Origin of the sequence: Acidisphaera rubrifaciens HS-AP3, assembly GCF_000964365.1 — a bacterium.
GTDB classification, from domain to species: domain Bacteria; phylum Pseudomonadota; class Alphaproteobacteria; order Acetobacterales; family Acetobacteraceae; genus Acidisphaera; species Acidisphaera rubrifaciens.
In genome coordinates this window covers 37,739-49,852 of sequence record NZ_BANB01000165.1, presented here as the reverse complement: position 1 = coordinate 49,852, position 12,114 = coordinate 37,739, and the positions used below count along the sequence as shown (strand labels likewise).

At 73.5% G+C, this 12,114-nt stretch carries 11 protein-coding genes; 2 read left to right on the top strand and 9 right to left on the bottom strand.

Going from position 1 to position 12,114, the window contains the following annotated elements; translation table 11 throughout:
- Positions 1 to 161: 161 nt before the first annotated feature.
- On the bottom strand, positions 162 to 1,481 hold the full coding sequence (locus tag B8460_RS06240) for a cobyrinate a,c-diamide synthase (protein WP_048860715.1): 1,320 nt from the start codon (positions 1,479 to 1,481) through the stop codon (positions 162 to 164).
- A 50-nt stretch (positions 1,482 to 1,531) separates the two neighbouring features.
- Here B8460_RS06240 and B8460_RS06235 point away from each other — a divergent pair, with 50 nt between their 5' ends.
- Positions 1,532 to 2,641 carry a cobalt-precorrin-5B (C(1))-methyltransferase gene (locus B8460_RS06235; protein WP_241771124.1) on the top strand — a complete coding sequence of 370 codons (1,110 nt, stop codon included), beginning with the start codon at positions 1,532 to 1,534 and terminating at the stop codon, positions 2,639 to 2,641.
- On the opposite strand, the gene cobM is transcribed toward B8460_RS06235, so the two are convergent.
- The 3 genes from cobM to cbiE are packed head-to-tail and all read right to left on the bottom strand — an operon-like array spanning position 2,608 to position 4,951.
- The gene (cobM, locus tag B8460_RS06230; RefSeq protein ID WP_048860713.1) at positions 2,608 to 3,372 is read right to left on the bottom strand and encodes a precorrin-4 C(11)-methyltransferase; all 765 of its coding nucleotides are present in this window, start codon (positions 3,370 to 3,372) and stop codon (positions 2,608 to 2,610) included. The two genes, B8460_RS06235 and cobM, sit on opposite strands and share 34 nt — an antisense overlap.
- The gene (locus B8460_RS06225; RefSeq protein ID WP_052945150.1) at positions 3,369 to 3,761 is read right to left on the bottom strand and encodes a cobalamin biosynthesis protein; all 393 of its coding nucleotides are present in this window, start codon (positions 3,759 to 3,761) and stop codon (positions 3,369 to 3,371) included. The genes cobM and B8460_RS06225 overlap by 4 nt, the downstream gene beginning before the upstream one ends.
- Entirely contained in the window at positions 3,740 to 4,951 is a 1,212-nt protein-coding gene (cbiE, locus tag B8460_RS06220; RefSeq protein WP_048860712.1) for a precorrin-6y C5,15-methyltransferase (decarboxylating) subunit CbiE, read from the bottom strand. Before cbiE ends, B8460_RS06225 begins: the two co-directional genes overlap by 22 nt.
- Positions 4,952 to 4,974: 23 nt before the next feature.
- Here cbiE and B8460_RS06215 point away from each other — a divergent pair, with 23 nt between their 5' ends.
- Positions 4,975 to 5,730: a cobalt-precorrin-6A reductase gene (locus B8460_RS06215; RefSeq protein WP_048860721.1), complete on the top strand. Its 756-nt coding sequence runs from the start codon at positions 4,975 to 4,977 to the stop codon at positions 5,728 to 5,730.
- Here B8460_RS06215 and cobJ read toward each other — a convergent pair.
- From cobJ to cobN, 5 genes are read right to left on the bottom strand one after another with little or no spacing between them, the layout of a single operon-like run.
- Positions 5,706 to 6,458, bottom strand: coding sequence for a precorrin-3B C(17)-methyltransferase (gene cobJ, locus B8460_RS06210; protein ID WP_048860711.1), 753 nt, complete (start codon positions 6,456 to 6,458; stop codon positions 5,706 to 5,708). The two genes, B8460_RS06215 and cobJ, sit on opposite strands and share 25 nt — an antisense overlap.
- Complete coding sequence (locus tag B8460_RS06205; RefSeq protein ID WP_048860710.1) at positions 6,455 to 7,183, bottom strand: precorrin-2 C(20)-methyltransferase; 729 nt, start codon at positions 7,181 to 7,183, stop codon at positions 6,455 to 6,457. The genes cobJ and B8460_RS06205 overlap by 4 nt, the downstream gene beginning before the upstream one ends.
- Positions 7,180 to 7,803, bottom strand: coding sequence for a precorrin-8X methylmutase (locus B8460_RS06200; protein WP_048860709.1), 624 nt, complete (start codon positions 7,801 to 7,803; stop codon positions 7,180 to 7,182). Before B8460_RS06200 ends, B8460_RS06205 begins: the two co-directional genes overlap by 4 nt.
- Entirely contained in the window at positions 7,800 to 8,876 is a 1,077-nt protein-coding gene (locus B8460_RS06195; RefSeq protein ID WP_148360402.1) for a hypothetical protein, read from the bottom strand. Before B8460_RS06195 ends, B8460_RS06200 begins: the two co-directional genes overlap by 4 nt.
- Positions 8,873 to 12,112: a cobaltochelatase subunit CobN gene (gene cobN, locus B8460_RS06190; protein ID WP_048860707.1), complete on the bottom strand. Its 3,240-nt coding sequence runs from the start codon at positions 12,110 to 12,112 to the stop codon at positions 8,873 to 8,875. Before cobN ends, B8460_RS06195 begins: the two co-directional genes overlap by 4 nt.
- Positions 12,113 to 12,114: the final 2 nt, after the last annotated feature.

Here is a 12,114-nt window from a genome sequence, read left to right as displayed (position 1 = left end):
CGCCAGCGTCTCCAGCCGCCCCAGACTGCCGGGCGGCTTCGTCAGTCGTCCCTGCCGCGCTGCCACGGCCGCCGCCGCCGCCTCGTCACCCGGCGGCAAGTACGCGCAGAGGCGTCGCAGGTCGGCGAGCGATCGGATCGTGAGGGGGGTGGGGCCGGCCGTCATGTGTCGCTCTCCGCCGCAATGACGTGGAAGTAGCTGCCGCTCACCCCGCCGCGCCGGCTGCCGGCAGGCCCGAGGGCATTGCAGGCCGCGTCGTACAGGTCGGCGAGCGGGGCATCGTCGCCGCGATGGGCCAGCGTGGAGTAATGAAACTCGTGTCCGCGGAGCACGCACCCTGCCGCGCCGAGCACGCCGCCGGCCCGGAGGCGGGCTGTCCGGTAGCCGAGCGACAGCCGGCGGGTGCGGAAACTGGTCGCGTGGCCCAGCAGGCCCAGCATCCGGTGTCGGGTGCCCTGCACGTCTTCCAGCCACTGGCCGAGCACCATGTAGCCGCCGCATTCCCCATGCACCGGCCGCCGCGCCGCGAAATCGTGCATGGCCGCACGGAAACGCCCGTTCGCGGCGATCCGGCCGGCATGGAGTTCGGGGTATCCGCCCGGCAGCCAGCAGACATCACAGTCGGCGTCGGGCCCCTCGTCCGCCAGCGGGGAGAATGGCCGGATGACCGCCCCCGACGCGCGCCAAGCGTCTAGAAGATGCGGATAGATGAACCCGAAGGCCTCGTCCCGCGCCAGCGCGATGGCTTGGCCCGGCGGTAGCGGTCGCGGCGGGCTCACGCGACCGACCGGCGCCGTCATCGGGGCGGCCGCCGCGAGGATCGCCGCCAGATCGAAGCCGCCGCCGGCCTCGGCGAGCCGGTCGAGGACACCCGGCAGGCCCGTCTGCTCCCCCGCCTGAACGAGGCCAAGATGGCGGGACGGCAGGCCGAGCCCAGCATCGCGCCGCAGCACGCCGAGCACGGGCATGCCCACCGCCGCGAGTCCCGCGCGTATTCCGGTCTCGTGGCGGGGGCTGGCGACCCTGTTGAGGATGACACCCGCGACACGCACGGCGGGATCGAATCGCGCGAACCCGGCGGCGGTCGCAGCCGCCGACTGCATCTGTCCGGCGACGTCAAGGACGAGGATCACCGGCAGGTCGAACAACGCCGCGAGGTCCGCCGCCGCCCCGGTCCGGCGGGGCGTGGTGCCGGCCCCGTCGAACAGGCCCATGGCTCCCTCGATGACGAGCAGATCGGCGCCGGATGCCGCGGCATTCAGCGTCGCGCCCAGCGTGTCGGGCGGCATCGCCCAGGTGTCGAGGTTGAGCGCCGTCATGCCGCACGCGGCCGCGTGGAAACCGGGATCGAGATAGTCGGGCCCGCTTTTCGCGCCGCGGACGCGCAGGCCCTGCCGCCGGAACGCCGCCAGGACGGCGAGCGTCGCCGTCGTCTTCCCGGTACCGGAGGCCGGCGCGGCGATGATGACGGCGCGGGTCATCGTGAGGCCGGGTTTGGCGCCGGCATGTCGGCGCGCCTATATCCGTGCGCGTGGATGAGAGGTCGCCTCTGCGCCGCGGATGGACCACCGGCGCCTGCGCCGCCGCCGCCGCCAAGGCCGCGTATGCGGCGCTGCGTTCCGGCGTCTTCCCGGACCCGGTCGAAATCACCCTGCCGGGCGGCCAGCGACCGGCCTTCGCGCTGGCGGAGACGCGCCTGTCCGCCGGTGCCGCGACCGCCGGCGTTATCAAGGATGCGGGGGACGACCCGGACGTCACCCACGGCGCGCTTGTCCGCGCCACCATCTCGGCCGCCGCTCCTGGATCGGGCCTTATCTTCCGGGCCGGACGCGGGGTCGGCACCGTTACCCGCCCCGGCCTGCCGCTGCCCCCGGGCGAGCCGGCGATCAACCCGGTGCCGCGCCGGATCATTGCCGGCGCGCTCGCCGATATCGGGCCGGCGCATCCCGATCTTGTCGTCGAAATCGGCATCGAGGGCGGCGAGGCGCTGGCCGAGCGGACACTCAACGGCCGGCTCGGCATTGTCGGCGGCCTGTCGGTGCTGGGGACGACGGGCATCGTCGTGCCCTATTCCTGCGCCGCCTGGATCGACACCATCCGGCGCGGCATCGACGTCGCGCGCGCCTGCGGGCTGGATCACGTCGCCGGCGCCACCGGCCGCGCGTCCGAGGTCGCGATCCGGGCGCGTCACGGCCTGTCGGAGATCGCGCTCATCGACATGGGCGATTTCGTGGGCGGCATGCTGAAATACCTGCGCACGCATCCGGTGCCGCGCGTCACCATCGCGGGCGGCCTCGCCAAGATGACGAAGCTCGCGCAGGGGCGTCTCGATCTTCATGCCGCACGCGGCGGCGCCGATATGGTGGCGCTCGGCGAGGTCGCCGGGCGTCTGGGCAACGGCGCCCTGGCGGCCCGCATCGGCGGGGCGAACACGGTCGCGGAGGCGTTCGCGCACGCGGACGCCGCCGGCGTGGCGCTCGGCGACGCGGTGGCGAGAGCGGCGTGGCAGACCGCGGCCGAGGTGCTCGACACGCCGCGCATCGCGCTGGAAGTCGTGCTGTTCGACCGCGATGGCCGACCTTGCGGCGCGCACGGCTTCGCACCCGCTCACGATCCGTCCCGCCCGCGGAACCGTCGCTGATAGCCGGGGTCATAGAGCCGGCTTTCGCTGAAATCGTCCCCCGACAATGCCGGCCCGACCATGATGAGCGCCGTGCGCTCCATCGGCCGCGCCGCGAGCTGCGCGACGATGTTGCCGAGCGTGCCGCGCACGATGCGCTCGTCCGGCCAGGACGCGCGCTGCACGACCGCGACCGGGCAGGCGGCGCCGTACAGCGGCACGAGTTCGGCTACGATGTCGGGCAGCGCCTGCACCGCGAGATGTAGCGCGAGCGTCGCGCCGGTCGCGCCGTAGGCGGCGAGGCGCTCTGCCGCCGGCATCCGGGAGGCGCGACCGGGGACGCGCGTCAGCACGACCGTCTGCGCGACCTCCGGCAGCGTCAGTTCACGCCCGAGCGCGGCGGCGGCGGCGGCAAAGGCCGGCACGCCCGGCGTGAGCGTGTACGACAGCCCAAGCCGGTCAAGGCGGCGCATCTGCTCGGCAACCGCGCTGTACAGCGACAGGTCGCCCGAATGCAGCCGCGCCACGTCCTCGCCGCGCGCATCGGCCTCCACGAAGGCGGCCTCGATCTCGTCGAGGCTCATCGGTGCCGTGTCGATGACGCGCGCGCCCGGCGGGCAATGCGCGAGCAGCGCGCGCGGGACGAGAGAGCCCGCATACAGACACACCGGACAACGCGCGATCAGGTCGCGCCCGCGTACGGTGATCAGGTCCGGCGCGCCGGGGCCGGCGCCGATGAAGTGCACCGTCATGAACGGACATCCCCGGCCAGGGCACAGGTCGCGCCGCCCCGGACGATGCGCGGCTGCAACAGCACGGCGTCCGGGCCGGCGGCGGCGAGCGCCGCACCTTCCGCGACCGAGGCGATGCCGGTCGCCCGCAGCGCAGCCTCCGAGCGGGTATGGCACCGGGCCTGCGCGTCCAGCAACGCGCGACGCGTCACGCTGACAAGCGGCAGCACGAGCATGTCCGCCGCTTCTGCGACCGCCGGCAGGTCGGCACGGAAGCACGGCACGGCGAGCGCGTCCGCCGCGCGGGTCGCCATCGCGAGGCAGGCGCGCACGGCCGCCACGATGTCGGTGCCCGAGCATCCGGCGCGGCAGCCGATCCCCGCCACGATCATGGCTTCGTCGCGGCCCATTGCGTCACCGTCATCGCGGGACGGAAGCCGTGCTGTCCGCCGATGGCGGAGAGCCGCCCCACCGATTGGCGCGTGACCTCGCCGCCGAGGCGTTTCCAGGCGTCGAACAGGACGGCCTCGCTGTCCCAGGTGACGGCGTTGACGACGATCCGGCCGCCGGGCCGCAGCGCCGACCATGCCGCATCGAGCAGGCCAGGGGTGGTGATGCCGCCCCCGACGAACACGGCATCGGGCCTTGGCAGCCCGTCGAGCGCCGTCGGCGCCGCCCCGGTGCGCACGTCCAGCCGGGGCACGCCGAGCGCCATGGCGTTGCGGGCGGCACGGGCCGCGCGGTCGGGACGCGCCTCGATCCCCGACGCGCTCAGCGACGGATGACGCAGCAGCCACTCGATCGCCACCGATCCGGACGCGCATCCGATATCCCACAGATAGTCGCCGTGCCGCGGCGCCAGTTGTGCCAGCGTCAGCGCCCGCGTCTCGCGCTTGGTGATTTGCCCGTCATGCTCGAACAGGCTTTCCGGCAGGCCCGCCGCGTAGGGGATCGGCTGCGCCCCCGGACCCGCGACGACCTCCAGCGCCAGCAGATTGAGCGGATCGACGTCGTCCGGTGCCGCGTCGCCAGCCGTCCAACGGCGGATGCGCGCGCGCGGGCCGCCCAGGGCCTCCAGCGCCGTGATGCGCGTTGGTCCGTATCCATGATCGCGCAGCAGGGCACCCACCGCGGCCGGCGTGGCGGCATCGGCCGACAGCGCGAGGATGCGGGCGCCGTCATGCAGATGCGGCCGCAACAGCGCCGGCGGCCGGCCGCACAACGAGAGGGTTGTGATATCCTGCCGCGCCCACCCGAGCGCCGCGCACGCCCAGGCGAAGGCCGACGGCGCCGGGATCGCGACGAACTCCGCCACCGGTACCGCCTCGGCGAGCAGGCTGCCGATGCCGAAGCAGAACGGATCGCCGGATGCCAGGACGGCCACGCGCCGGCCCCGTTCCGCCAGCACGCCCGCGACCGCGTCGCGCATCGGGCTGGGCCATGGCCGCCGCGCGCCGGACGGCAGATCGCCGGCCAGCTTCAGGTGCCGGGGCGCGCCAAATACGATTTCGGCGTTGGCGAGAAGGCTCCGCGTGGCGGCGGACAGGCCCTGGACGCCGTCCTCGCCGATGCCCAGGATCGACAGCCAATGCATGCTCATCGCCCTTCGGCTCCGTCATGCCTCTGCGCGTCCTGATCCTCGGCGGCACCACGGAGGCGAGCTTGCTGTGCCGCGCGCTGGCTGGCGACGGGCGGTTTGCGCCGACGCTTTCGCTCGCCGGACGCACCAACGTCCCGGCGTTGCCGCCGATCGACTGCCGTATCGGCGGATACGGCGGCGCGCGCGGCCTCGCCGCCTATCTCCGCGAGCGCGGCGTCCACGCCCTTATCGATGCCGTCCACCCCTATGCCGCGCGCATGTCGCACAACGCCGTCGCCGCCGCCGCATCGGCCGGTGTGCCGTTGCTGGCGCTGCGCCGTCCCGCGTGGACCCCGGTCGAGGGGGACAAATGGACCATCGTCGCCGATCTTGCCGCGGCATCCCGTGCGCTCGGCGCGCTGCCGCGTCGCGTCTTTCTCACGGTGGGGCGGCAGGAACTCGGGCCGTTCCGCGACGCGCCGTGGCATCGGTACGTGGTGCGCAGCGTCGATCTGCCGGCAAGCACCGACCTGCCGCCGGACTCGGTCGCGATCGCGGCGCGCGGCCCGTTCGACGTGGCGGCCGAGGGCGCGCTTCTGGCCGCACATGCGATCGACGTGATCGTGACCAAGAATGCCGGCGGCGAGGCGGTGCGGGCCAAGCTCGACGCGGCACGCGCGCTCGGCATCGCGGTGATCATGACGGAGCGGCCGGTCAAGCCGCCGGCGGAGACCGTCGCGACCGCCGACGCGGCGCGGCGGTGGCTGATCGCCCGTCATTGCGCGCTGCGCGGCGCATAGATGCGCGGCGGGCGACCCTCACGCGCGATGAGGCGCGTCGCCGCCGAGCCGATCAGGAGGATCGTGCGCATGTCGGCCTCGGCCGCATCGGCCTCGCCGAGCGGCACGATCGCGATCCGCTCCCCCGGCCGGGCGACATCGCGCGCGAAGACGACGGGCGTCGTGGGCGGCAGGACCGTCCGCAACATGTCGAACGCGGCCGCGAGCTGCCAGGGGCGCGTGCGCGACGCGGGATTATAGAGCGCGATGACGAAACCCGCCTCCGCTGCCGCGCGCAGGCGACGGCAGATCGTGTCCCAGGATTTCAGGTTGTCCGACAGGGAGATCGCGCAGAAATCGTGACCGAGCGGCGCGCCGACCCGTGCGGCGGCCGCGAACATGGCGGAGACGCCGGGCACCACGTCGATGTCGAGCGCGGCCCAGGATGCGGGGCCATGCTCGACGGCCTCGTACAGCGCGCTCGCCATGCCGAACACGCCGGCATCGCCACCCGAGACAACCGCGACGTGGCGTCCCTCTGCGGCGAGCGTCAGCGCGAGACGTGCCCGTGCCAGCTCCGCCCCGTTGTCCGAGGGATGCCGTCGCTGTCCCGCGCGTGGCCGGACGCGATCGAGATAGGGACCGTAGCCGATCAGATCGTCGGCGGCGGCCAGCGCCGCATCGGCCTGCGGCGTGCGGAGCGCGTCGTCCCCCGGCCCGAGGCCGATCACGGTGACACGCCCCGTCATCGCCGCCGCCGCCGCCCGGGAACCAGGATCAGCGAAAAATACGGTGCCGCGTCGTCGTCCTTGTCGTCGAGCGCGATGATGCGCTCCCCCGCCATCGTGCCCCGCTCGACATACATGGCGTGCTTCAGCCGGCCGGCGCTGGCGAGGGCCGCGCGCACCTTTGCCAGATTGCGGCCGAGCTTCATCACCACGGCCGCGTCGGTGGCCGCAAGGCGCGCGGCCAGGGTCGGTTCGTCGAGCGTGCCGGGAAGCACGGAGAGCACGTCATCGCCGTGCACCATGGGCAATCCCGCCCGCGTCCAGCAGCCGCTCATGCCCGTCACGCCGGGGACGATCACGGTCGTGTAGTCACGCGCGAGACGGTCGTGGACATACATGGCCGAGCCGTAGAAGAACGGATCGCCCTCGCACAGCAGCACCACCCGTCGGCCGAGCGCCAATTCACCGGCGATGCGTGTCGCCGCGTCGTCGTAGAATACGGCGAGCCCGTCCAGATACGACGGGTCATCGACGGCCACCTCGGTCGTATAGGGATAGTCCAGGCGCAGTTCGCGCACGCCCCCCGGCAGATGTGCGGCGGCCGCCGAGCGAGCATGGCCCGGCCGACCGCGCTTGGCGAAATGCGCCACCACCTCGCAGTCCGCCAGGACGCGGGCCGCCTTCAGGGTGATCAGCTCGGGATCGCCCGGTCCCATCCCGACGATGTGCAGCACGGCGCCGCTCATTCGATCGGGCTCGCCAGGGCGTTGACGGCCGCCGCCGTCATCGCGCTGCCGCCGCGGCGGCCGGTGACGATCAGCGAGGGCACCGCGTCGAACGCCGCGAGCGCCTCCTTCGATTCCGCCGCGCCCACGAAGCCCACGGGCATGCCGATGATCGCCGCCGGCGGCGCCGCACCCGCGGCGAGCCGGTCGAGGAGGTGAAACAGCGCCGTTGGCGCGTTGCCGATCGCGACGACCGCGCCGGCGAGCGCGTCGCCCCACAGATCGACCGCCGCCGCCGACCGCGTGGTACCGAGCGCGCGGGCGAGGTCCGGCGTGCGCGGATCATCGAGCGTGCAGATCACCGGGTTCGCGGCGGGCAGCCGCGCGCGGGTGATGCCGTCCGCCACCATCCGCGCGTCGCACAGAACGGGCGCCCCGGCGCGCAACGCCGCCGTCGCCGCCACCGCGAAGCCGGCGGAGAAGCGAAGATCACGAACGATGTCGACCATGCCGCAGGCGTGGATCACCCGGACCGCGACCCGTTCCTCCAGCACCGAAAACCGCGTCAGGTCCGCTTCCGCGCGGATGATGGCGAAGGATCGCGCATAGATCGCCGCACCGTCGCGGAGATAGTCGCTCATCGCATGCCCTCGCGCAGCGCGGCCACGCAGGCATCCGGCGTCAGCGACCGCAGGACAGGCATGTCCCACGCCCGGCCGTCGCGCACGAGGGCATAACCTTCGTCCTCGCCGACGAGCGTGACGTCGGCCCGGCCGGGCTGCCCGCAGCCTTTCGCGCAGCCCGACACATGCAGCCGCCCCGCGATCTGTCCGGCGAGCCGGTTGGCGAGGGCGTGTGTCGCCTGCCGCGCGGACGCGCAGCGTGGCGCCCCCGCGCACGCCGTCGTCCGCAGGCGCGGATCATCCGGCTCCGTCACAAATCCAGCGTCCCTCGCGCGTCGCAGCAATGCAGGGGTCGCATCCGCGATCACCATGCGGCGTCCCGGGGCGAGATGCAGCGTCACCGACCCGCCGATGGCACGCAGCGCGGCCGCGTCGGTCTGGCCGAACGCCGGTGTCAGCACCAGGGCATGCCCCGTCCCATATGACAGCAGGCCCGCCCCGGTCGTCTCGGCGTCTCGGTCAGCCTCGCCCCGGACGACGACAAGACGTGCGGCGATCGCGCGCGCGAGCGCGTCGACGAGAGCCGGTGGCGCCGCGTCGCCGGCATCGATTGCGCACACCTCGCCGCGCAGCGAAAGCGTGACGCCCCCCGCCTGTCGGCCCAGCACGAACGCACCCCCGCCGTCGACGACGACGCCGAGCTTTGCGGGCAGCCCCGGCGTGCGCAGGCACGCAGCGGTTGTCTCGGCGACCCAGCGCGTCGCCGGATGCACCGTGGCGTCGATGCCGGCGAGCGGCGAGACGGCCAGGTTGCGTTGCGCTTCCTCGACCGGGTCGGGCGACGCCGCGCCGCACGCAATCAGGCACGCCCGCGCGGCGTCGAGCCGGTCGGCCGCGATGCCGCGCAGTTGCAGGTTGCCGCGCGACGAGACCTCGATCACGCCGTTACCCCACCGGGCCGCGACATCGCAGATGTGGTCGGTCATCGCCGGCGGCAAACGACCGAAGGGCGGTTTGACGCGCAGCAGCCAGCCATCCCCGGCCTCCAGCGGCGCATGGATGTCCGGGCACCAGCCGCGGCGCGCGCTCATGACGCAGGACCCGTCGGCTGTCGCACCGAATTGCGTCGCGGCCGCCACAGCCCGCGCTCCATCGCCTCGTCGAAACGCCGCAGCATCGCGTCATGCGCCGCCGCGTTCGCGGAGTGCAGGAACGCCGCCACATCCTCGTCGCCGAGGGTCGCGTCGAACAAAAGATCGAACTGCCGGTCCAGCCGCACCGGCAACGTCGCCGCGTAGGCGAGCAGGACGTCCGCCGTCCGCGCGATCTCGGCGGCGCCGCGATAGCCGTGTCGCATCATCCCGGCGATCCAGTCGGGATTGGCGGCCCGGCCGCGGACGATCCGCGCGAGTTCGGTCCCGACATCGCGCGCGCGCGGCGCCTCGGGCATCGAGGTGTCGAGGTGGTGCAGGGCAGGGGCGGCGCCCATCAGGGCGGCGGCCGCGGCAAAGCCGCCGATATGCGCGGCGCTGTCCGGACCGTCGAGCAGATCGGTGCCAGCGTGATCCTGTATGTGCACGAACGCATCGGCCCCGCGCACGCGGCTGGCAAAGTCGGCTCCGGTGCCGTCGCCGAACGCATGGCTCCCGGCCGCGAGATAGGCCCGGCCAAGGTCCTCGCGTGTCAGCCAGTCGCCGCGGTTGATGCGGGCATCGACGCCCGCGCCGTAGCGTCCGGGCGCCGGGCCGTAGATGCGCGCCGCGCGACCTTCGTCGGCGACGAGGGGATTGTCTTCGGCGGACTCCCCGCGTCGCCCCACGGCCCGCACGGCAAGGTCGAACAGCCCGATCTGATGCGCGAAGGCGTCGCGAAAGACACCCGAGATGCGCAGGGTCACGTCCACGCGCGGACGATCCAGGAGCGCCAGCGGCAGTATCTCGATGCCGATGACGCGGCCGGTCGCGGCGTCCCATTCCGGCAACGCGCCCAGCAGGATCAAGGCGAGCGCGAGATCCTCGCCGCCGGTGCGCATCGTCGTGCTGGCCCACAGGTCGAGGACCATCCGCCGGGGCCAGTCGCCGTGGTCCTGCATGTGCCGGGCGATCAGCGCATCGGCCGTCGGCCGGGCGAGGTCCACTGCGGTGCGCGTCGGGATCTGCCGCGGATCGACCGTGTAGAGGTTGCGCCCGGTCGGGCGTATGTCGCCGCGCGCACGTTCGGGCGCGCCGGCGGGACCGGGCGGCACGTGCCGTCCATCCAGGGCCAGACGCAGCCCGGCCTGTTCGCCCGTCGCGCAGGCGGTGTCGGCGCCGCGCCCGAAGACGTGCAGCCCGTCGCGTATGCGCAGCGCCTTGATGTCGCACAGATACGCATCGAGCCGCGCCAGCCGTTCGCCCTCGGTCGCCGCGGTATCGAGCCTGCACTCGGCATCGAGCCCCGCCGCGCCCGCGCGGTCCAGTATTTCCCGGCCGAGATGCGCCGCGCGACGACGGTCCAGACCGTCGGCGGACGCGTATTCGTCCAGCAGCGTCTCGATCTCGCGCACGCCGCCGTGCAGCCGCGCGTCGCGCAGCGGCGGCGTCATGTGCCCGATGGTGACGGCTGTCGTGCGCCGCTTCGCGACCGCCGCCTCGGCCGGGTTGTTGACGATGAAGGGATAGATCAGCGGCAGCCCGCGCAGCAGGGCGGCCGGCGCGTCCGTCGCGGCCGGCGCCAGCGCCTTGCCGGGAAGCCATTCGAGCGTGCCGTGCGTGCCCACATGGACGAGGGCATGCATGTCCTGAACCTGGCGCAGCCACAGGTAGAACGCCACATAGGCGTGCCGCGGCGGCAGCGCCGGGTCATGATAGTCGGCTCGCGCATCGCGCCCGTCGCCGCGCGCCGGCTGGATCGCGATCCACGCGTTGCCGCAGGCCAGCACGCGATGATGAAACCAGCCGTCGCGGCAATCGGGGTCATCCGCGGGCGCGCCCCACGCCGCTTCGATCGCCGCCCGCAATCCGCCCGGAAGCGTGGCGGCGAGGCGTCGATATTCATCGAGCGCCAGTGTCGGCGCGGCCGGTGCGGTGCAGACGGCCTTGGCGCCGCCGGGCGGCAAGGCACCGACGGTGTAGCCGTCGCCGGCGAGGTCGCTCAGCATCGCGTCCACGCTCGCCAGCGTATCGAGGCCGATCGCGTGCGCCATCTGTCCGGCCTCGCCCGGATAGTCGGACAGGACGAAGGCGATCCGCCGACCTGCCCGAGCGGTCCGCGCGAGCCGGCACCACCCGGCGGCGGCATCGGCGACCAGCGCGATGCCCTCCGGATCGGGGACATGCGTGGTTGGCGTGTGCCCGCTCCCCGGGCGCTTGGGAGCTTCCGCCTTGAACGACACGATGCCCGCGAGCAGGCGGCCGTCGAGTTCGGGCAGCACGACCTGCATCGCCAGATCGGTCTGTCCCAGCCCCCGCGGCGAGGCCTCCCACGCCTCGCGCCCGGCGCCGCACAGCACGGTCTGCAGAACCGGCGCCCCGGGCAGGTCGAGCGCCGTGCCGGCCGCGTCATCGCGCCGCGCCGAGAACGCCGTGCAGGACAGGACGACGTCCGCGCGCCACTGGCGCAGCCGTTCCGCGACGAAGGCCGAGGCCGCCGCATCCTTCAACGTCGTGACGTGCAGGGCGCGCACGCCGAGCCCGCGCGCCGCCAGCGCGTCGGCGAGCGCCATGACCGGGGCGATGTCGTCGGCCAGCAGATGCGCGCGGTAGAAGACGATCGCGGCGACGCCGGCGCCCGGACGGGCGGCGGGCGCATGGTCGCCGAAGGGCGGCAACGGTGCCGGCGGCGCGCCCGGATCATCGCGCAGTCCACCGGCCCAGCCCATCAGGGCGAGCGCGTGCTGCATCTGCGCGGGACCGCCGGCGCTCATGCAGGCATCGAGCCGCGCGCGCAACGGGGCGTCCACCGTTCCCAGGGCAGCCAGCGCCGCGTCGTCGCGGCCGTCGCCCGGCAGCAGGGCGAGGGGGATGCCATGGGTCCGGCAGGCGGCGGCGAGTTCCTCGGCTCCGTAGCGCCAGTAGCCCAGACCGCCGAGGATGCGGGCGACGACACAGCGCGCGCCGGCGATGGTGCGCTGGATGTAGAGATCGACGGACAGCGGATGGCGCAGCCGCGCGAGATGCGTCAGCGCCAGCGTCGGCGCGTCGTCAACCAATTGCTGATGCGCGGCGGCGGCGGCGGCCAGATCGCTGTCGGCGAACGACAGCACGACGAGGTCGGCCGGCGGTTGTTCGAGATCAACCGCTTCCTCGGCCGCATCGAGCGCGTGCGTCTCGCGGACGAGGAGATGCATCT